Annotated in this window: 25 protein-coding genes; 9 read left to right on the top strand and 16 right to left on the bottom strand. The window is 58.0% G+C overall.

Features of this window, described 5'->3' with window-relative positions:
• Nucleotides 1-4 precede the first annotated feature (4 nt).
• The 4 genes from SIB73_RS07525 to SIB73_RS07510 form a co-directional block, all read right to left on the bottom strand.
• Entirely contained in the window at nucleotides 5-202 is a 198-nt protein-coding gene (locus SIB73_RS07525; protein ID WP_413439788.1) for a hypothetical protein, read from the bottom strand.
• A 98-nt stretch (nucleotides 203-300) separates the two neighbouring features.
• Entirely contained in the window at nucleotides 301-636 is a 336-nt protein-coding gene (locus SIB73_RS07520) for a hypothetical protein (protein WP_413401624.1), read from the bottom strand.
• Nucleotides 633-1,022, bottom strand: coding sequence for a YkvA family protein (locus tag SIB73_RS07515; protein WP_413401625.1), 390 nt, complete (start codon nucleotides 1,020-1,022; stop codon nucleotides 633-635). The genes SIB73_RS07520 and SIB73_RS07515 overlap by 4 nt, the downstream gene beginning before the upstream one ends.
• Before the next feature lie 92 nt (nucleotides 1,023-1,114).
• Entirely contained in the window at nucleotides 1,115-2,041 is a 927-nt protein-coding gene (locus tag SIB73_RS07510) for a sigma-70 family RNA polymerase sigma factor (protein WP_413401627.1), read from the bottom strand.
• Between the two features lie 243 nt (nucleotides 2,042-2,284).
• Here SIB73_RS07510 and SIB73_RS07505 point away from each other — a divergent pair, with 243 nt between their 5' ends.
• Genes SIB73_RS07505 through SIB73_RS07495 form a run of 3 tightly spaced genes read left to right on the top strand, consistent with a single transcriptional unit; the run spans nucleotide 2,285 to nucleotide 4,205 of the window.
• Entirely contained in the window at nucleotides 2,285-2,776 is a 492-nt protein-coding gene (locus tag SIB73_RS07505; protein ID WP_413401629.1) for a DUF2214 family protein, read from the top strand.
• Nucleotides 2,777-2,788: 12 nt separating this feature from the next.
• Entirely contained in the window at nucleotides 2,789-3,442 is a 654-nt protein-coding gene (locus SIB73_RS07500) for a peptidase (RefSeq protein ID WP_413401630.1), read from the top strand.
• Between the two features lie 52 nt (nucleotides 3,443-3,494).
• Complete coding sequence (locus SIB73_RS07495; protein WP_413401632.1) at nucleotides 3,495-4,205, top strand: L,D-transpeptidase; 711 nt, start codon at nucleotides 3,495-3,497, stop codon at nucleotides 4,203-4,205.
• Here SIB73_RS07495 and hisIE read toward each other — a convergent pair whose 3' ends face one another.
• Nucleotides 4,206-4,874, bottom strand: a complete 669-nt coding sequence (gene hisIE, locus SIB73_RS07490) for a bifunctional phosphoribosyl-AMP cyclohydrolase/phosphoribosyl-ATP diphosphatase HisIE (protein WP_413401634.1) — start codon at nucleotides 4,872-4,874, stop codon at nucleotides 4,206-4,208. It lies immediately after the preceding gene.
• Between the two features lie 68 nt (nucleotides 4,875-4,942).
• On the opposite strand from hisIE, the gene SIB73_RS07485 reads away from it, so the two are divergent.
• Nucleotides 4,943-5,434: a 6-carboxytetrahydropterin synthase gene (locus SIB73_RS07485; RefSeq protein ID WP_413401636.1), complete on the top strand. Its 492-nt coding sequence runs from the start codon at nucleotides 4,943-4,945 to the stop codon at nucleotides 5,432-5,434.
• On the opposite strand, the gene clpB is transcribed toward SIB73_RS07485, so the two are convergent.
• Complete coding sequence (gene clpB / locus SIB73_RS07480; RefSeq protein WP_413401638.1) at nucleotides 5,435-8,050, bottom strand: ATP-dependent chaperone ClpB; 2,616 nt, start codon at nucleotides 8,048-8,050, stop codon at nucleotides 5,435-5,437.
• 142 nt (nucleotides 8,051-8,192) lie between these two features.
• Here clpB and SIB73_RS07475 point away from each other — a divergent pair, with 142 nt between their 5' ends.
• Nucleotides 8,193-8,405, top strand: a complete 213-nt coding sequence (locus SIB73_RS07475) for a hypothetical protein (RefSeq protein WP_413401640.1) — start codon at nucleotides 8,193-8,195, stop codon at nucleotides 8,403-8,405.
• A gap of 132 nt (nucleotides 8,406-8,537) precedes the next feature.
• Here the strand turns inward: SIB73_RS07475 and SIB73_RS07470 are convergent, their stop codons facing one another.
• Entirely contained in the window at nucleotides 8,538-9,650 is a 1,113-nt protein-coding gene (locus tag SIB73_RS07470; protein ID WP_413439777.1) for a choloylglycine hydrolase family protein, read from the bottom strand.
• Nucleotides 9,651-9,833: 183 nt separating this feature from the next.
• On the opposite strand from SIB73_RS07470, the gene SIB73_RS07465 reads away from it, so the two are divergent.
• From SIB73_RS07465 to SIB73_RS07455, 3 genes are all read left to right on the top strand, one after another.
• Entirely contained in the window at nucleotides 9,834-10,025 is a 192-nt protein-coding gene (locus SIB73_RS07465; RefSeq protein ID WP_413401642.1) for a hypothetical protein, read from the top strand.
• A gap of 28 nt (nucleotides 10,026-10,053) precedes the next feature.
• The gene (locus SIB73_RS07460; RefSeq protein WP_413401644.1) at nucleotides 10,054-10,212 is read left to right on the top strand and encodes a hypothetical protein; all 159 of its coding nucleotides are present in this window, start codon (nucleotides 10,054-10,056) and stop codon (nucleotides 10,210-10,212) included.
• A 145-nt stretch (nucleotides 10,213-10,357) separates the two neighbouring features.
• Nucleotides 10,358-10,588, top strand: a complete 231-nt coding sequence (locus SIB73_RS07455) for a hypothetical protein (RefSeq protein WP_413401646.1) — start codon at nucleotides 10,358-10,360, stop codon at nucleotides 10,586-10,588.
• 4 nt (nucleotides 10,589-10,592) lie between these two features.
• Here SIB73_RS07455 and SIB73_RS07450 read toward each other — a convergent pair whose 3' ends face one another.
• Complete coding sequence (locus SIB73_RS07450) at nucleotides 10,593-10,751, bottom strand: hypothetical protein (protein WP_413401647.1); 159 nt, start codon at nucleotides 10,749-10,751, stop codon at nucleotides 10,593-10,595.
• 59 nt (nucleotides 10,752-10,810) lie between these two features.
• Here SIB73_RS07450 and SIB73_RS07445 point away from each other — a divergent pair, with 59 nt between their 5' ends.
• The gene (locus SIB73_RS07445) at nucleotides 10,811-11,116 is read left to right on the top strand and encodes a hypothetical protein (protein WP_413401648.1); all 306 of its coding nucleotides are present in this window, start codon (nucleotides 10,811-10,813) and stop codon (nucleotides 11,114-11,116) included.
• A gap of 36 nt (nucleotides 11,117-11,152) precedes the next feature.
• On the opposite strand, the gene SIB73_RS07440 is transcribed toward SIB73_RS07445, so the two are convergent.
• The 8 genes from SIB73_RS07440 to glgB all read right to left on the bottom strand — a co-directional run bounded on the left by SIB73_RS07440 (nucleotide 11,153) and on the right by glgB (nucleotide 17,423).
• Complete coding sequence (locus SIB73_RS07440) at nucleotides 11,153-11,320, bottom strand: hypothetical protein (RefSeq protein ID WP_413401650.1); 168 nt, start codon at nucleotides 11,318-11,320, stop codon at nucleotides 11,153-11,155.
• 119 nt (nucleotides 11,321-11,439) lie between these two features.
• Nucleotides 11,440-11,835, bottom strand: a complete 396-nt coding sequence (locus SIB73_RS07435) for a hypothetical protein (protein WP_413401652.1) — start codon at nucleotides 11,833-11,835, stop codon at nucleotides 11,440-11,442.
• Between the two features lie 18 nt (nucleotides 11,836-11,853).
• Complete coding sequence (locus SIB73_RS07430; RefSeq protein ID WP_413401653.1) at nucleotides 11,854-12,081, bottom strand: Nif11-like leader peptide family natural product precursor; 228 nt, start codon at nucleotides 12,079-12,081, stop codon at nucleotides 11,854-11,856.
• Nucleotides 12,078-12,440, bottom strand: coding sequence for a c-type cytochrome (locus tag SIB73_RS07425; protein WP_413401655.1), 363 nt, complete (start codon nucleotides 12,438-12,440; stop codon nucleotides 12,078-12,080). The genes SIB73_RS07430 and SIB73_RS07425 overlap by 4 nt, the downstream gene beginning before the upstream one ends.
• Before the next feature lie 127 nt (nucleotides 12,441-12,567).
• Nucleotides 12,568-12,927: a plastocyanin gene (petE, locus tag SIB73_RS07420; protein ID WP_413401657.1), complete on the bottom strand. Its 360-nt coding sequence runs from the start codon at nucleotides 12,925-12,927 to the stop codon at nucleotides 12,568-12,570.
• Between the two features lie 35 nt (nucleotides 12,928-12,962).
• Entirely contained in the window at nucleotides 12,963-13,970 is a 1,008-nt protein-coding gene (locus tag SIB73_RS07415; protein ID WP_413401659.1) for an NAD-dependent epimerase/dehydratase family protein, read from the bottom strand.
• Nucleotides 13,967-15,025 carry a uroporphyrinogen decarboxylase gene (gene hemE, locus SIB73_RS07410; protein WP_413401660.1) on the bottom strand — a complete coding sequence of 353 codons (1,059 nt, stop codon included), beginning with the start codon at nucleotides 15,023-15,025 and terminating at the stop codon, nucleotides 13,967-13,969. Before hemE ends, SIB73_RS07415 begins: the two co-directional genes overlap by 4 nt.
• A 100-nt stretch (nucleotides 15,026-15,125) precedes the next feature.
• Nucleotides 15,126-17,423, bottom strand: coding sequence for a 1,4-alpha-glucan branching protein GlgB (gene glgB / locus SIB73_RS07405; protein WP_413401662.1), 2,298 nt, complete (start codon nucleotides 17,421-17,423; stop codon nucleotides 15,126-15,128).
• Nucleotides 17,424-17,451 lie beyond the last annotated feature (28 nt).

The raw sequence follows: 17,451 nt of genomic DNA, 5'->3' as shown, positions 1-17,451 counted from the left end.
GTGCTCAGTTGTTGCTGAACGGATTGAAGAATGGTTTGGCGGGTGTGTCGCCGGGGGGATTCACGATCTTGGTGTTGCAGGTGATTGACCCGTCAGCTCCTTCGACGCAATCGGTGGGCACAACTGTGCTCTGTTCACCGGTGCGGCTGTTGGGACCAAGCAGCCAGACCTCTGATTGTGCCATCGCTCTCTGAGGAAGCATCACGCTGACGGCGGTGAGAAGGCTGACACCAAGCAGTCGTTGCGAGACGGAGGCCATGGGGTGTTTGGAAGATATCCCCATGTTGCCTGTGATTCTGTTCAGCCGGTGCAGTCGTCTCTGATTTCTCTCAGCAGCAGATCCAGCTGACCGAAAGGATCAGCCTTGTTTTGACCGGAGCCGGATCCTGAATCCTCAGTGGCAGGTGTTCCGGGATCGGCAGCCCATTCGGCTTCGATGGAGCAGAGCCTGGCTGCCAGCCGAGGCATTCCCCCGAGCACATGTTCACGTTCCAGCACCTCCATCAGGGCTGGCATGCGGGTGGAGGTTGCTCTCAGGCTGCGGCGCAGGTCCGACTGGGTGCGCCCCTGCTGTTTCAGCCAGTCCTTCAGCAACGCTGCAAGGTCATCCTCCAGTTCTTGTGACCAGCGACTCATGGGCGGTGGATCGGGAACCATTGATCCAGTCTGCGTTGCGCCCTTTGCCTGATCTCCGGTGTGATGTGATTCCGGCACAGACCCAGCACAGCGGTGATCGCCACCAGGTCATCACTGAAACCGGCAACAGGCAAGAGATCCGGGATCAGGTCGGTGGGAACAAGCAGATAGGTGAGTGCTGCCAGCAGGGTGAGCCTCGCCTGGGGAGGAGTCGCAGGATCAATCAGCATCTCCAGCGCTTCAAGGGCTGGACGGGCCATTGATCTGCCGGCGCGTTTCAGCAGCTGCCGAAATGCGGATTCATCGATCACTTCACTGTCGAGAACCTCTGCATCGATGACCTCCGCATTGAACTCAGTGGTGCCGGACGTGGAACCAGAGGTCATGACGGAGAGTGCAGGGGGTCACCTTTAACAGTCTCATTGCCAGAGTTTTATGTGTCAGGGGGAGATCCGAATCTCCACGGGCGGGTTCCCGTTCAGACACTCATCTCAACCAGCCCGTGCTGGATTCCGGTCTTGCGCAGTTTGCGCAAGGCGCGTTGCACCACCTGCCGGCAATATTCACGACTGCAGTTCATGTGCCGAGCCACCTCAGCAAGTGTTCGCCATTCGTGACTGCCGTCGAGGCCGAATCGCAGCATCACCACCGTGCGCTCTTTCGGGGTGAGATTTGATTTATCAAGCAGTTTCCAGGCTGAAGCCGTTCTCTCTGCGATTTCCGCCCGTTCCATCGGCGGAATTTCATCGCTGGGGAGAACGTCAACCAGCTCTGATGGATCTGATTTTGACTTCACGACCCCCTGCAGGCTGACCGTCACACTGCGTAACTCGCAGCCGAGCAGATCCTCCACTTCGCTCAGGGAGATTTGCATCGACTCAGCAAGTTGTTCGGATGTGGGAGCCAGACCATTGCTCTGCATCAGTCGCGCTTTGGCAGCACGAAGTTTGGTGAGTTTCTCATTCACATTCACAGGAATACGAATGGTTCTGCTCTGTGTGGAAAGAGCGCGGTTCAGTCCCTGACGAATCCACCAATAGGCATAGGTGGAGAAACGGTGGCCGCGGGTGGGGTCATATTTCTCAACAGCGCGAGTGAGGCCAAGGGTTCCTTCCTGAATCAGGTCCAGAAGGTCGAGACCTTTCCCCTGGTATCGCTTTGCAAGGTTGACCACCAACCTCAGATTGGAGGTGATCATCTGATTCTTTGCTCTTTCACCACGTTTAATGATGCGCTTCTCTTCATCGTTGTAGACACAGGCAGGCCCACTTCCTCCGGCAAGCTGACAACGCTCGTTAAGAGCGACCATCGCCTGAACTTTGCGACCCATGGTTAACTCCTGTTCAGGAGTCAGTAGTTGATGTCTGCCGATTTCGCCCAGAAATGCACTCAGTGAACTCACCATCACATGTCTGCCATGTTTCTTTGAACTTAGGGCGAAAGGCTTTTTATCTGGTGCGTGTAATGAAGACTGCGGAATTCATATTTCAGACGTAATTCTGAATTTGTACCGAATTCAAGTTTTGTTCATAGTGTGATTCGTTTCGCTTCATATTTGCGTTGGATTGGTAGTTCAGATCGGTCTCATCGAGGCAGCAGAGGTTTCCTCTCAGCCGCTACTGTCGCCAGCAACAAATGATTCGCCCCCATGTTGCTGGCCGCCGTGCTGACTCCGGAGATCGCCAAGAGTGCTGGAGTGGCCTACGTCCATTACCTGAGCTTCATGCTTTGCTTCGCTGCACTGGTGGTGGAGCGCCGGCTGATTCGTCCGGACCCTGATCGCAGAACGGCCACTGCCATGGTGATCACCGACATCATCTATGGAATCGCCGCTCTGGCGCTGCTGGTCAGTGGAATCCTGCGCGTGCTCTATTTCGGTCAGGGCAGTGACTTCTACACCGAAAACCCCCTGTTCTGGTGGAAAGTCGGTCTTTATCTGAGTGTTGGCGCTCTGTCGCTTTATCCCACGGTCACTTACGTCCTGTGGGCAATTCCGTTGCGCAAGGGTGAGTTGCCCGAAGTGGGCCAGAAGCTGGCAACCCGTCTGGGCTGGATCATCAATGTGGAGCTGGTGGGATTTGCCCTGGTTCCGATGCTCGCCACACTGATGGCCAGGGGCGTTGGTCTTTCCGCTGCCTGAGAAAAGAGTCCGATGCTTGATGACCCCTGTCCACCGGTTCAGCAGGTTCGCAAACTGGAGGGCCAGCCCCTCACGGCCGCGGCTGCTCAACAAGCTCCTGGATACGGGGCGCGCCTTGCGACCACGGCTTTCGGGGTTCCGTCCCTCTCTCGCTGGTGTGTGTGGATCGAACCCGCCGCCGGTGAGGAGTCGGATCGCTGGGAGCGCCGCTGGCTGAATGCCGTCGACGCCGCTCTGAACCAGTGGATCCCCCTGTTGCCCATCACACTTGTCGATGATCCGAAACGGGCTCACATCCGGGTGGAACGTCGCCGGCCGCCGAGGCGTCAGCTGGCGGGAGGCTGGCGGGCCAGCAATGGTCGCGCCGTGCTGCAACTGCTCGAAGTTCGTCGTGAAGACATCTGGCGAATGGAGCCTGGTGTGACCGTAATGGTGTCGCCTGAACTGCGAGCACAGGCCATTCAGGCGACGGCCTTGCATGAGCTGGGCCACGCCTTTGGCCTCTGGGGGCACAGCGATGATTCCAATGATGCCCTTGCACCTGTGCAGGGAGCCTCACCGGTTCTTGTTCCATCAGTCAGTGACCGACGCACCCTGAACTGGTTGCGTGATCAGCCCACTCGGTTCGGTGTTCCCTTCAGGCCTGCCGATGCCACAGACCGGTGATGTTGTTTCTGACGCACGTTTCAAGCTTCTGACAGGCCGCTGAAAACCCGGCATGCTGCCGGCAGTGAAACTCCTTGCCTTGAGGATTGCGACCTTGCTGCTCTCGGGGAGGCTGATGCGTTCACTGCTCCTGGGGTTGATGCTCGTTTCAGTGTCCGGCTGTGGTTCGTCGGATTCTCTCTCCGGACGAGGCGGCGCCGACAAGGGCAGAATCCTGATCGAGCTTGATGGAGCCCAGCCTTCCGCAAGCAGGGGGCAGCTGAATCTGAAGGGCGACACCCTGCGATTCAAGGTGGGATATGGGCGCAATGGGATCTCCTGCGCCGGTTCAACGTTCGAGGAGGGCTGGACTCCGCTGGGCACCTTCCGAGTGAACGCAATTCTCAGCGAGGATCGCTTCGCCATGGACCCTTCTCTGGTGAATGAGTCGGGGAAAAGTGAGGCCTATCTCCGCAAGAATCTGTTCCGCAACATGAGCTCCATCGACTTCAAGGGTGATGGGGAAACGGGTGAGTACGGGCTCGGTTACATCAGCCTGGCCCCTGTACCTGCAACGCCGCAGCCCTTTCGCTTCAACACCTACGACGGCACCTTCCGCTGGTACAGCTTTGCCATCCACGGCACCAACGATCCCGGCAGAGTGGGCCAGTCGGTGACCGGTGGCTGCATCAATGTGGGTCGCAAGGTGATGACTGATCTTCTGGAAGTCGTGCAGCTCGGGGATGAAGTGGTGATCAGTTCCGAGTCTCCCTGCACCCCCTGATCAATGTCTGCGCGGTGCTCCGCGACGCGCCGCAAGAACTTCCTGCACCTGACGCCAGCTCACTTCGTGATGGGCCAGGGCGACCTGCAGATGAAACAGGATGTCGGCAGCCTCGCAGGCGATGTCATCCGCCTTGCCGTCTTTGCAGGCCATCACGAATTCCGTGCTCTCCTCTCCGATCTTCTTGAGGATGCTGTTGTCGCCGCCCTTGAGCAGTTTGTTGGTGTAGCTGCCTTCCTCGGGATGATCACGTCGCTGCTCGATCACACGCATCAGTTCGGTGCAGGCGTCAGCCGGGGGCTGCAGTGATTCCGGGCCTCCTGCGGCTCTGTGATCACTGTCTTCGTAGAAGCAGCTGCGTGCTCCGGTGTGACAGGCAACATCACCGGTCTGTTCAATGGTGATGAGGATCACATCCGCATCGCAGTCGTAGCGGATGCTCTTCACTTTCTGGGTATGCCCGCTGGTGGCTCCCTTGTGCCAGAGCTCCTTGCGGGAGCGGCTCCAGTAATGAACCTCCCCGCTGGTGAGCGTCAGTTCGATGGAGTTCCTGTTCATCCAGGCCACCATCAGCACCGCACCGTCGAGCCAGTCCTGCGCGATCGCGGGGATCAGGCCCGCCTCATTGAAACGAAGCTGATCAATGAAGGCTGAGGTGAGCGGCTGCATCGGTCTGCGCGTGTTGCAGATGTAGACAGGAGGAATCCTCCCGCAGTGACGTCCCTTTCATCCGCACGATGCCTCTGCCCCCCGCCGGTCACACCTGCAGCAAGCATTTCGAGGGTTATCCCTGTTGCCACCGGCAGTGGCAGCATCCAGGCCATTGTCGGTTCGTTCACGGTTACAGCCGCAGTTTCACCGTTTGGTTCGCCGCGACCCACCTCGATCAATGTGGGTTTGTGGTGGATTTCTCGAGTCTGAGGCCTCTGGAGGCGCAGCTCAGTCGTCAGTTCGATCACACCTTTCTCATCAATGCCGATGATCCGTTGATGGCGCAGTGGCAGGCGTTGCACGAACAGGGTGCTCTTGATCTGCGCGTGATGGACAACGTCGGAATGGAGTCCACCGCTGAGCTGGTCTGGGGCTGGGCCAACACCCTGTTGCAGGCGCGTGACGGCGGTCGCAGCTGCTGCTGGAAAGTCGAGGCCCGGGAGAACCGGGCCAACGCGGCCTGCTATGAGGCCCTGCCTGAGTGGTTCGATCCCGCGAACCGACCACCAGACCAGTGATCAGCGCAGCACCAGTTTCAGCTGCTCGTCGTTGCTGCTGGCCGCCTGCACATCCACAGTGACGTCATCGCCGTCGCCGTAACGTCCGGCCAGGATGGCCTTGGCGATTGGTGTTTCCAGTTCGCGCTGGATGGCTCGCTTGAGCGGACGGGCGCCGTAGACCGGGTCATAGCCGGCATCGGCAAGCCAGCCGGTGGCGTTGTCGCTGATGGTCAGACCGAGCTTGCGCTCCATGAGACGTTGACGCAAACGTTCCACCTGCAGGTTCACGATCTGGCGCAGTTCGTCTCTGCGCAGACTGTGGAAGATGATCTGATCATCAAGTCGATTGAGGAATTCGGGTCTGAAGTGGCCGCGCAGGGCTTCATTCACCCGCCGTTCCATCTCAACGTGCTGCCCGTCATCGCCACCGAGATCGAGGATCGACTGGCTGCCGATGTTGCTGGTGAGAATCAGCACGGCATTGGTGAAGTCAACGGTCCTGCCCTGACCGTCGGTGACCCGTCCGTCATCCAGGATCTGCAGCATCACATTGAACACGTCGGGGTGGGCTTTCTCCACCTCGTCGAACAGGATCACGGCATAGGGGCGCCGGCGCACGGCTTCAGTGAGCTGACCGCCCGCCTCGTAGCCGACATAGCCAGGAGGAGCTCCGATCAGTCGACTGACCGTGTGCTTCTCCATGTATTCACTCATGTCGATGCGCACCATCGCGTCTTCGCTGTCGAAAAGCTGAGCTGCCAGGGCTTTGGAGAGCTCGGTTTTACCGACACCGGTGGGGCCGAGAAACAGAAAGCTGGCGATCGGTCTGTGGGGATCACTCAGCCCGGCGCGTGAACGCTGAATCGCATCAGCAACGGCAGCGACAGCCTGCTGCTGGCCCACAACTCTCTGGTGCAGCTGGTTCTCGAGTCCCAGAAGCTTGGCCATTTCCGACTGCACGAGCTTGGCGACGGGAATGCCGGTCCACTTGGCAATCACTTCGGCGATGTCGTCTTCGGTGACCTCCTCACGCAGCAGGGATTTCTCCTGGCCATTGTCGTCGTGCTCAGCCAGTGCGCTCTCTTTTTCGGCCAGCTGCTTCTGGAGTGTGGCGAGGGTTCCATACTCCAGTTCCGCCGCCTTGTTCAGGTCATAACTTCGTTTGGCCTGCTCAACCTGCAGCTGCACTCGCTCGATCTCCTCCTTGAGGTTGGAGAGCTCATCAATCGCTCCCTTCTCCTGCTGCCACTGAGCGTTGAGGGTGCTTTGCTGTTCAGACAGCTCCGCAAGTTCCCGCTCGAGTCTCTCCAGTCGCTCCTGGCTGGCGGCATCCGATTCGCGACCGAGGGAGAGTTTCTCCATCTCGAGCTGCAGGATCTTGCGATCAATCTCGTCGATCTCCTCCGGTTTGGAGGTGATCTCCATCTTCAGCCGAGCTGCGGATTCATCGACAAGATCGATGGCCTTGTCAGGCAGAAAGCGGTCGGCGATATAGCGACTGCTGAGCACAGCGGCAGCCACCAGAGCGCTGTCAGCGATGCGAACGCCGTGATGCACCTCATAGCGCTCTTTGAGTCCGCGCAGGATGGAGATGGTGTCCTCCACTGTGGGCTGGTCCACGAGCACCTGCTGGAAGCGACGCTCCAGCGCCGGATCTTTTTCGATGTGCTGGCGATGTTCGTCGAGTGTTGTGGCGCCGATGCAGCGCAGTTCCCCCCGGGCCAGCATCGGTTTGAGCAGGTTGCTGGCGTCCATCGCGCCGCCGGTGGCGCCGGCTCCCACAACCGTGTGGATCTCGTCGATGAACAGAACGATCTGTCCTTCGGAGTCGGTGACTTCCTTCAGGACCGCTTTGAGTCGTTCCTCGAATTCACCACGATATTTGGCACCGGCAATCAGAGCCCCCATATCGAGGGCGATGAGCTGTCGATTCTGCAATGCCTGAGGAACGTCGCCGTTCACGATCCGCTGGGCAAGTCCTTCCACAATGGCGGTCTTGCCGACGCCCGGTTCGCCGATCAGCACAGGGTTGTTTTTGGTTCTGCGGCTGAGGATCTGAATCGTGCGGCGGATCTCCTCGTCGCGACCGATCACAGGATCAAGCTTGCCGTCCCTGGCAGCTGCCGTGAGATCACGTCCGTATTTCTCGAGTGATTCGTAGGTTGCTTCCGGGTTCTGGTCGGTCACGGTCTGACTGCCGCGCACGGCATCAATGGCGGTTTTCAGTGTTTTGGCGTCGGCGCCCACCTGACTGAGCAGACGTTGGCCGCAGCGTGAATCCTCTGCCAGAGCCAGCAGCAGGTGTTCGATCGAGATGTAGCTGTCTCCGTATTCCTGCTTGAGAGATTCGGAACGATCCAGCAGGGTATTGAGCCCTGTGCCCAGGTAAACGGATTCCGGTGGAGACTGCAGAGCAGGTTGCTGACGGAGATGGGCTTCCAGGTTGCTCTGAAGAGTCGATGGAGTGACACCGGCTTTTTCGAGCATGCGGCTGGCCAGTCCGTCCTGCTCCAGGAGAGCCAGCATCAGATGCTCGGTTTCCAGTTGCTGATGGCGTCGCTTCTGGGCCAGGTTCTGGGCCGAGAGGATCGCGGCCCAGGCCTTTTCTGTGAATTGTTCGGCCGTGGGTTGCATGATTCCGTTCGTACTGGAACAACCGTATGAGGGTCATTCTGATCAAGGCCACGGGGAACCGATCCAGGCGGTTCGGTCTGCACGCCAGCATGCGGTCAACCGATCCGGATCGGTAGGGTCCACCGAATGATGTCTGCGAGTGATGGGCGAAAACGTTGTGAATCCCGCTCTGGTCAACACACTGGTGGCCAGAGTCCGGGAGCTTTACGGGCCTGAACCCTCAGATCTGGAGAGGATGTGCTGGACGGTCGTCCACGAGCATCACCATGGAGCCATGCCCTCCGAGTACGACATCCGCGAAATTGATGAGGATCTCTATCTGGCTGTGCTGATGGCAGCTCGGCAACAGGAATGAGCCGTATGAGAGATCGACCGATCGAGTTCATATTGCTCAGCGATTGAGTATGCATTACATCTGAATATTTTTTATTGGGTTTGAATTGATTTTTGCGGAATCGTTGAATTGAAAAGAACTACCGATACAATCTCAAGGTTTCAGAGTAGTGATCTTTTGTTGTTGATCAAGCGGCATCACTTTGATTGATCCACCTGATAGAGGCATATCTGCAAAACGCATCTGCCTGATATCGGGATTCTCAAAAGTTTTGATGGAATAGGTGCCATTTTTCTGGTCGGATACGACTGACCACTCCGTGATTTCATAGGTGTCTTTCGAGCCACCACCTCCAAATCCGCCTCCAGCTGGAATGCCCTGGCTTCCAGGAGGCAGATCGAATTGGTCGAGCAGATGGAAAGCTGTACCCACCTGCTCGGCTGAACTCAGATTGGTGGGTGCATTTCTGCTGAAGATCAACGCCCTGATGAACCGTGATGTGGAGAGGAAATCGCCTGGCATTCCCACAAATCCCGCACCAGCGCTGACAGGAGGCAATGCCAGTCCATTCATGGTGATCTCTGCCGGAGGCATGGCGTTGAGGTTGCCGTAGTTACCCGCTGCAATCAGTTGATAGGGAAGTGGCGGGGAGTTGGTGTAAACATTGGTCGGGTTATCGAGCATGTTCAGCTCCCCTTTGATGTATTCCACAGAGAGGCTGTTGCCTTCGCGATCGTGCAGGATCATGTGAATTGGAACGGTTCCTCCAAAGGCCTTCAGTACGGATCCATTCACCAGAACGCCCGGGAGTGACTGTTTGACTTCGGCAAGGGACGCAAAATTGCTCAGCACATAAGCGAGCAATTGCCAGCTGGCGATCGACCGATCACTCTGATTGGCCGGAACATTCTGAAACTGTGCGTAGCCCTCGAAATACAGCAATCCTCCTGCCATTCCCTTCTCATTCATGCCATCGACGAGCGCGTCGTTGACTCCTACGGCGTTCAGGCCTATCAACGCGTACCGGCTTGTCCAGCTCAGACCGCTTCCCTCCTGGCCTGAAGGCCCGGCTCCTCTGATCAGGGTGCCGCGTTGGATCAGCACTGCCTCGCTGTTCAGTGGTTTAGCGAATTCCATGGTTCGTCCATAGACCCTTCCACCGTCATTGCCCCTCAAGGTGAAACTGGTGCAGGCCGAGGCCGCGCCGATGCCGGCACTGGCGATTCCGATCCCGACACCAAGCCCCATGGCCAAGGCACGTTGCATCGTTGAGGCCATCACGTTCTGCAGCACCTCCTGAAAGGGTGTGAATGGGGCCTATCCAGGTGCTCCTATTCCAGGTTTTCTTTGGTCTTCGCACCACGTCGGTCGTCAGACATCTCCGTGTTCGCCCAGTTGCATCGCAACCGACGCCTGGGCCATGGTTAAGCAAATCTGAAGGAGTGGGTTGTGAAGGCTGCCCCGTCCTGTCCCCTGCATCTGGGGATTCTCGATTCACCCGATTACTGGACTGACAACGCTCTGGTTGAGGCTGTATCGCCAACGTCCGCTTCCGAGTGGAGGCAGTGGGCGTTGGAACTGGAATCAGACTCTGCGCGCCAATTCAGCGGCGAGGATTGTCAGGGTGCTTCGCGTGGCTGAATCGTCCTCAGTTCGGCACCATGAAGAGATGAAAATACGCTCATGGCTGACTCGGATCAGTGCTCACCTTCTCGGGGTGGTGGATGAATACTGGGCGATGAGAGAACCTGCTCAGTACCACCAGCAGCTTCCCTGCTGCAATCTGAAAAGTGAGGTGGATGTCCCCGGGCCGAAGACGAAGCCTTGAAGCGGTCGCAACCGTGGGCTGTTGCCGTCGTCCGTGGGCTGTTGTCAACGTCATGGTATGGATCCATGTCAGCAGTGACATGGTTGCTGTCACACCGTTGAGCTCTGGCTAGGGATTGGTGAGGATCCCACTGATGGTGAGTTGCATGTCCGTGATCAATATCTCCGGCGACAAGTCCTCAAAGCTTGATCGGGTGTCAGAGCACTGGCCGCGCACGATCCAGGAGTACTGGCGCGATCAGGAGAACCGTCAGATTTCGCTGCAGGCCAAGCTCCTGTCGGAGACGATTCGCCTTCAGGGTGCTTCCAGGCCTCGCAAGCAGCTTTTCGCCAAGCGGCAGAGTTTCGTTTCTCCTGGACACACCCTGAGGATGTGACCGTTCAGCGCCAGGATTCAAGCTTGCTTTTTGCAGCTTTCAGGGCCTCTTCACAGGCTGAACGATCCTCCCTGTCGATGTCTCCCTGATGACCGTTGAGGCGGGATTCAAGAAACGCGATCTCTTCGATCCAGTGTTGGCGGTCGTTCGGTTCATCACCCATGACTGACTGACAGTCCCTGTAAGTGTCGCAACTAGCATCTCAGCATCGAGGGTGAGCCGATGTCGGTTGTGGTGCCTGAGGATTTCGATTATTCAGCCTCGATCTCGTTTCTCGAGATCAGGGACCAGCTGCCCTTGATCGATCCTGAAAGTCTTTCCAGGCAGGATGTGCTGGAGATCCTTCTGCACCTGTTTCAACAGAAGCCAGGTTTCGTAGACCGCGGACATGATGTCAACAACGCGCAAACGGCCTGGGTGAACGCCTATCTCTTCAGGCTCAGTCCAGGCAGTGATGAACAGGGAATGGAGGGTTTTGTGGTCGAGTGCATCGGATCCAGTGTTGATCGCATGGCCGCTCTGCTCTGATCCTGTCGCTGGCCTCCTGCGCTCCTGCCGGTTCAGTCATTTCTGGAGCGGTCGATCCACCAGGTCGCATTGATTCAGCCCCTGAGCATTGGGGTCGACTTCCTGGAGTCGAAGCAGGATGTTGCGCAGATCAGCTCCAGCCAGTTCTCCGTTGGTTTCCCATTTCAGGCTGGTCCCGCGACGGTTGTGAACGGTGTCGTTCATGGGCATTCTCGAGCCAGTGCACTTTCGTTGATCAGCAGGATCCGGAACAGGCCGCCCTCAAAATCCTTAAAGGAAGTTAAAAATGTGTCGATTGCTACTGTTTCAGTGTCGCGGGTTGTTCATCCGAAGCCCTTGGCCCGGGCCTGAGGTGTGAGCCTGAGTTGCTTGCGGCTGAACAGGACCTCGCGTTCAATCGCTTCTCCCACATGGGGGGCTATTTCAACGCCACTGGACTGCATGGCGTGCTGCTGCTGCTCTTCTTCGCGCGAACCTGTAACAGCCTGCAGGTAGGCATTCACGCAAGCCTGAGCTTTCTCCGTGGGTGCGTAATACAGCGTTCCAGGCCCTCTTCGGCGGCGCGTGAGCTGTCTTGCCAGGCGTCGTTGTTGCATGCCTGCCCAGAGCTGACCTTGGTTTCGCAGCATGTAGCTGTTGAGGCTGTGCGCATCGGTGTCTTCGCTGAGGGCCATGGAGGTCCCGTCAACGAAGTCGCTCAGCAGTGTCACGACCGGCATGGTGTGGGCGGCAAAGGTTCAGTCTGTGCCGCCCTGCTTTCTGATCCCAAGAGCACTGCGGCTGAACCAGCTCTCCATGTTTGATATCCGACCGTCTTCGTACAGATCGGCACGATTCAAGGCGAAGTCGCAACGTCGTGCCAGTGAAACAATTTCATCATCATCAGAGCAGCCCTTCAGTTCTCTTCTGAGCGATGCGCTGTGCTCAAGGGCATGCACAAAGGCACTCAATGCTTCCCTGCTCATCGTGACCAGCCTTTTTCAGCCTGCTTCTCAACAAAAGCGGCCACATCGTCGATTTCAGTGAGACTCAGCTTGCCTTCGTAGGACGGCATCGCATTCTTACCGTTCTCGATCTGGTGCTCGATGGCTTCAATCGGATGCTGGCTGTAGGAGTCGAGGTAGGCCTGCAGATCGGCCTGGCTGAGTGTGCGGCTGGCTCTGATCACATTGCCACCACCCATGTGGCATGCAGCGCAGTTGCTGGAAAACAGCTGGGCGCCATGGGACAGGTCCGGGTCACTGATGGCTTCAACGGGCAAAGCAACCACAAGGCTCAGGAAAAGGCTGATGATCAGCGCCAGTGCTGAAGCAGGGTTCGGCATCCCTTGGCTTTCATTTCTGAGCCAAACCTATCCATCTTCAAGAACATGAAAAGACCCCAGAATGAACATTGACATTCCGGGGCCTGGATGTGTTGAAACCTGAAAATTCAGGAGATCAGCATGTCAATCACTCGACGATCACCTGTCCGACCATGCCTGCGCCGCGGTGGGGCTCGCAGTAGAAGTCGTAGGTGCCCGCTTCACTGAAGGTTTCCTCCCAGGATTCGCCTGGAGAGAAGGCCAGGTCGGGGTGGCTGTACTCGTCATGACCGTCGAAGACGGCGTTGTGAGGGGCCATCTTGTTGTTGACGAACTTGACCGTGTCACCGGCTTTGATCGTGACGGAGCTGGGCTCGAAAGCAAGCATTCCTGAATCAGCGCCGAGCTTCACCTCAACGGTGGCTGCACTGGCGGAAGCAACGCCCAGTGTGCACGCCAGCACAAGGGCAAGGGCGGAGTAGAAAATTGATTTAAGGCTCTTCAGCATGACGACTGTTGAAGTTGATTAATTATAGGCGTATCTCAGGCGGTTCCTCGCCTTGGTAAACCCGAATCCAGCAACACCGCTTCAAGGTCTGCCGCATGACTTCGGTCACCGAAGCGCTCCGGCTGGGTCACGGGTTGGTGAATGAAATGGCGCTGACGAATGGAGAAACGATCCCAGGCATTGACCTCGATCGGCAGCACCCGGATCAGTGTTTCGATTAACCAGGGCCAAAGCGGGATCCCGGGGGTTCGACGCACTCCCCGCCAGCGGCAGAGGCTGGCTACAGCCTCGTCCACGCTGATGGCTTTCTGCCCCATCACGATCCTGCGCACAGCACCCTGGCCTGGCTCAGGGTTGGGTTGATGGGGATGGGTGGCGAGATGGCCGCAGATCGCAGCGATGTCTGCTGCATGAATGAAGTGGAAACTGGCATCGGCCCGGAGAAATCGCGCAAGCCAGAGCCATTTGCTGGCCTCCGTGAGGCCTTCGGTGAGGTAGCTGGTGGGGAAAGGGCTGCTGCCATCAACCCGGCCTCCGAACACAAGGGTGGGAAAGACGGCAACGATTTTCCCGGCGAGAGGATGCTCTTCGAGATCCTTCAGGCACTGGGCCTTGGTCTGGATGTATTCAGTGCCGTAGGCCAGTGCCTCGGTCAGTGGCTGCAGATGCCTGTCGAGAATGCTGGCTGTTGAGAAATAGGTGATCTGCTCGATCAGGGATGGGTTGAGCAGTGAGAGCATTCGCTTCACGGCCACCACATTCACCTGCTGAGCCCGCTCGGGATCTCCCCAGGCAGTGGCTGTGTGAATCACACGGTGCACGCTGGCCAGTTCGGACGCGAATCGATCAGCTTCGCGAAGGTCGCCCACCAGCAGCTGGATCCGCGGATGATTCGCGGCAACCGCAGTGAGTTTGCTGGGATCACGCAGCCAGAGCAGGAGCTCCGCCTCGCTGTTGTCCAGCAGCCATGCGGTGGTGTACTGCCCGACGCAGCCGCTGGCACCCGTGATCAGGATGCGCGACGGAGTGGTGGTCTGACTCAAGCGAGAGCCCCGACCCGGTCCATCACACTCTTGCCTGCGGTGAAGAAGGCCGCGCCGTTCTCCTCGGGGGTGCCGGGAAGGATTCCATGGCCGAGGTTGAGGATGTGGCGGCGGCCTCTGGCCTTGCGCACGCAGTCATCGATGCGGGCCTCGATGGCCTGCGGGGTTCCGAACAGCAGGCCTGGATCAACATTGCCCTGAACACCGATGTGTTCAGGCAGTCGTGCACAGGCCTCCGCCATGTCCACGGTCCAGTCGAGGGAGATGATGTCCACTCCGGTCTGGGCCATCCGCTCGATCACGCCTGCGCTGCCGGAGATGTAGAGGATGAACGGGGTGTCTGGGTGGGTCTGCTTGACCAGGTCGACCACCTTTTTCTGATAAGGAGCCGCGAAAACGTCGTAGTCGGCTGGGCTGAGCTGCCCTGCCCAGGAGTCGAACATCTGCACCACCTGTGCCCCGGAATCGATCTGATAGCGCAGATAGTTGGCGATGGACTCGGCGAAATGATCAAGCAGCTTGTGCAGCAGTTCAGGTTCGCGGAAGGCCATGGCCTTGATCACCGCATAGTTCTTGCTGCTCTTGCCTTCCACGACGTAGGCAGCCAGCGTCCAGGGAGCACCGACGAATCCGAGCACTGCCGCCTCGTTGCCGACGCTTTCACGCAGACGACCGAGCACTTCGCCAACGAAAGGCATTGATTCGCCTGGAATCAGGGGACGCAGAGCATTGACCTGGTCGATCGTGCGGATTGACTCACCGATCTGCGGCCCTTTGCTCTCGATGATGTCGAAGTCGATGCCCATGCCTGGAAGTGGCGTGAGGATGTCGGAGAACAGAATCACCCCGTCTGGCTTGAAGGCCCTGAAGGGTTGCATCGAAATCTCGTAGGAGAGATCGGGATTTTCCGAGCGCTCACGAAAACTGGGGTAGCGGTCTCTGAGGTCGCGATAGATCTTCATGTAGCGGCCGGCCTGGCGCATCATCCAGACCGGAGGACGCTCCACCGCTTCACCGCGGGCTGCACGCAGCAACAGAGGCAGAGAGTCGCTCATCAAGCCGAAATCAGATCAGTCGGAAACCTACCTGAAGAAACTGTGCAGAAGCTCTGGATTTCAGGCATGCTGATTGGTTCGTCACATCGCTGCCCGCGATTCAGTCGCTCCCCGGTTGTTCAAGAGCGCTCAAGCTGCGTTTCGGATCGTGTCTGAACACCATCAGACTCAGCGGCGGAAGACACAGATCGAGTGAGTTCTCGTAGCCGTGAATGCCCCATTCATCGGTGCGTTTCCCGCCCATGTTGCCCAGATTGCTGCCGCCGTATTTGGCTGCATCGGTGTTGAGGATCTCCTCGTAGAAGCCCGCCAGCGGAACGCCCACTCTGTAGTGGGAATGGCTCTGGGGAGTGAAATTGGCAACCACCACGAGCCAGGTTCCACTGCTGCTTTCCCTGCGCATGAAGCTGATCACGGAATGGCGATTGTCATTGCAGTCGATCCACTGGAAACCGAACTGATCAAAGTCATCTCTCCATAAAGAAGGTTCCGCTTTGTAGAGAGCATTGAGATCGCCCACCAGGAGCTGCAGCCCCTGATGCGGTTCATGGTTCAGCAGATCCCATTGCAGATCGCCCCAGACATTCCATTCGGCACGCTGACCGAATTCCATGCCCATGAAGATCGTCTTCTTTCCTGGGTGAGTCCACATGTAGGCCAGAAGCGCGCGCGTGTTCGCGTATTTCTGCCAGTCGTCTCCCGGCATCTTGTGCAGAAGATGGCTCTTGCCGTGCACCACCTCATCGTGGCTCAGAGCAAGCATGAAATTCTCGGTGTAGGTGTACCAGATCGAGAAGGTGATGTTGTTCTGATGAAACTGCCGGAACCAGGGATCAAGCTCGAAGTAATCGAGCATGTCGTGCATCCAGCCCATGTTCCATTTCAGGTTGAAACCGAGTCCGCCACTGTCGGTGGGCTGGGTCACCATCGGCCAGGTGGTGGATTCCTCCGCAATCGACAGTGCTCCAGGGAAATGCTGGAAGAGCACATGGTTGGCCTGCTGAAGAAAACGCACCGCTTCGGTGTTCTCTCGGCCGCCGTGCTCGTTCGGTAGCCACTCACCGTCCGGTCGCAGGTAGTCGCGGTAGAGCATGGAGGCCACCGCATCAACACGAATGCCATCGATGTGGAACTGGTCGAACCAGAACACCAGATTGGCCACAAGGAAGTTGCGCACTTCATTGCGGCTGTAGTTGAAGATCAGCGTGCCCCATTCCTTGTGTTCGCCGATGCGTGGATCGGCGTGCTCATACAGGTGACAGCCATCAAAAAAGGCAAGACCGTGACTGTCGCGGGGGAAGTGACCGGGCACCCAGTCGATGATCACGCCGATGCCCTCGGTGTGGCAGCGATCCACGAAAGCCCGGAATTCATCAGGGGTTCCGTAACGGCTGGTTGGGGCATACCAGCCAGTGACCTGGTAGCCCCAGGAGCCATCGAAAGGATGCTCGGTGATCGGCATCAGTTCGATGTGGGTGAAGCCCCTTTCCTTGACGTAGGGAATCAGCCGATCAGCCAGTTCGGGGTAGGTGAGCAGGCGAGCGCCTGGTTTCAGATCTGCTGCGGGAACGGGAGGTCGGGCGCTGCCATCGGCCTCGATGAAAGGCTCTTCCGCGGAAGCATGAATCCAGCTCCCAAGGTGCATTTCATAAACAGAGATCGGCTGGTCCAGCACATTGCTGCTGTCCCGTGTCTGCATCCAGCTGCTGTCACTCCAGTTGAAACCATCGAGATGGCTCACCAGGGAGCTTGTGGCTGGACGCACCTCGTGCTGGAAGCCGTAGGGATCGGCCTTCTTATAGCAGTGACCGTCCTGGGTACGGATTTCGTATTTGTAGAGCTCTCCTTCAGCCAGCTCAGGGACGAACAGCTCCCAGATCCCGCCAAGGCGCTGTTGCATGGGGTGCTGGCGCCCATCCCATGAGTTGAGGTCGCCGATCACGCTGACGCTGCGGGCGTTGGGCGCCCACAGGCAGAACATCACCCCCTGGACTCCATCCTGATCGCAGCGATGGGCACCCATCCTTCGCCAGATGTGGTGGTGATTGCCCTCCGCGAACAGATGGCGATCCATTTCACCCATCCATTCCTGACGGAAAGCCCAGGGATCATGCTGTTCGTGCGTGATCTCTCCGCGACTCACGCGAACCCGGTAGTCACTGCCTGGGTTGTGATTGACCCCGGCTTCGAAGATCCAGGGATGGTGGGGAGATGTCATGGCGATCTCCTCTGAACCGATCAGAAGAGTCACGGTTCTGGCTTCCGGCATCCAGACACGGATCACCCATGCACCGTTCTCCTGCGGTTGTGGACCGAGGATCGAGAAGGGATGGTCGTGACGACACTCCGCCAGTCGCTGGGCGTCCTCAACCATCCAGTCCTGCACAGCGATGGTCATGACGACGGAGCTTTCGTAGGCCGGGAGC

It is taken from the genome of Synechococcus sp. MIT S9509, assembly GCF_047303035.1.
Taxonomy (GTDB): Bacteria; Cyanobacteriota; Cyanobacteriia; order PCC-6307; family Cyanobiaceae; genus Synechococcus_C.
Note: the sequence above shows the minus strand (reverse complement) of the source record. Positions and strands in the feature narration are given on the sequence as shown.

What these genes read in the sequence shown, in the direction of transcription:
- SIB73_RS07440 (WP_413401650.1), bottom strand. Translation starts at nt 11,320, where the DNA reads ATGAACGACACCGTTCACAACCGTCGCGGGACCAGCCTGAAATGGGAA.
- SIB73_RS07430 (WP_413401653.1), bottom strand. Translation starts at nt 12,081, where the DNA reads ATGAGCAGGGAAGCATTGAGTGCCTTTGTGCATGCCCTTGAGCACAGC.
- SIB73_RS07495 (WP_413401632.1), top strand. Translation starts at nt 3,495, where the DNA reads ATGCTGCCGGCAGTGAAACTCCTTGCCTTGAGGATTGCGACCTTGCTG.
- SIB73_RS07505 (WP_413401629.1), top strand. Translation starts at nt 2,285, where the DNA reads ATGTTGCTGGCCGCCGTGCTGACTCCGGAGATCGCCAAGAGTGCTGGA.
- glgB (WP_413401662.1), bottom strand. Translation starts at nt 17,423, where the DNA reads ATGACCATCGCTGTGCAGGACTGGATGGTTGAGGACGCCCAGCGACTG.
- SIB73_RS07455 (WP_413401646.1), top strand. Translation starts at nt 10,358, where the DNA reads ATGTCCGTGATCAATATCTCCGGCGACAAGTCCTCAAAGCTTGATCGG.
- hemE (WP_413401660.1), bottom strand. Translation starts at nt 15,025, where the DNA reads ATGAGCGACTCTCTGCCTCTGTTGCTGCGTGCAGCCCGCGGTGAAGCG.
- SIB73_RS07435 (WP_413401652.1), bottom strand. Translation starts at nt 11,835, where the DNA reads ATGCCGGTCGTGACACTGCTGAGCGACTTCGTTGACGGGACCTCCATG.
- SIB73_RS07485 (WP_413401636.1), top strand. Translation starts at nt 4,943, where the DNA reads ATGCCTCTGCCCCCCGCCGGTCACACCTGCAGCAAGCATTTCGAGGGT.
- SIB73_RS07475 (WP_413401640.1), top strand. Translation starts at nt 8,193, where the DNA reads ATGGGCGAAAACGTTGTGAATCCCGCTCTGGTCAACACACTGGTGGCC.
- SIB73_RS07515 (WP_413401625.1), bottom strand. Translation starts at nt 1,022, where the DNA reads ATGACCTCTGGTTCCACGTCCGGCACCACTGAGTTCAATGCGGAGGTC.
- clpB (WP_413401638.1), bottom strand. Translation starts at nt 8,050, where the DNA reads ATGCAACCCACGGCCGAACAATTCACAGAAAAGGCCTGGGCCGCGATC.
- SIB73_RS07445 (WP_413401648.1), top strand. Translation starts at nt 10,811, where the DNA reads ATGTCGGTTGTGGTGCCTGAGGATTTCGATTATTCAGCCTCGATCTCG.
- hisIE (WP_413401634.1), bottom strand. Translation starts at nt 4,874, where the DNA reads ATGCAGCCGCTCACCTCAGCCTTCATTGATCAGCTTCGTTTCAATGAG.
- SIB73_RS07470 (WP_413439777.1), bottom strand. Translation starts at nt 9,650, where the DNA reads ATGCAACGTGCCTTGGCCATGGGGCTTGGTGTCGGGATCGGAATCGCC.
- SIB73_RS07450 (WP_413401647.1), bottom strand. Translation starts at nt 10,751, where the DNA reads ATGGGTGATGAACCGAACGACCGCCAACACTGGATCGAAGAGATCGCG.
- SIB73_RS07525 (WP_413439788.1), bottom strand. Translation starts at nt 202, where the DNA reads ATGCTTCCTCAGAGAGCGATGGCACAATCAGAGGTCTGGCTGCTTGGT.
- SIB73_RS07520 (WP_413401624.1), bottom strand. Translation starts at nt 636, where the DNA reads ATGAGTCGCTGGTCACAAGAACTGGAGGATGACCTTGCAGCGTTGCTG.
- SIB73_RS07510 (WP_413401627.1), bottom strand. Translation starts at nt 2,041, where the DNA reads ATGGTGAGTTCACTGAGTGCATTTCTGGGCGAAATCGGCAGACATCAA.
- SIB73_RS07425 (WP_413401655.1), bottom strand. Translation starts at nt 12,440, where the DNA reads ATGCCGAACCCTGCTTCAGCACTGGCGCTGATCATCAGCCTTTTCCTG.
- petE (WP_413401657.1), bottom strand. Translation starts at nt 12,927, where the DNA reads ATGCTGAAGAGCCTTAAATCAATTTTCTACTCCGCCCTTGCCCTTGTG.
- SIB73_RS07460 (WP_413401644.1), top strand. Translation starts at nt 10,054, where the DNA reads ATGAAAATACGCTCATGGCTGACTCGGATCAGTGCTCACCTTCTCGGG.
- SIB73_RS07500 (WP_413401630.1), top strand. Translation starts at nt 2,789, where the DNA reads ATGCTTGATGACCCCTGTCCACCGGTTCAGCAGGTTCGCAAACTGGAG.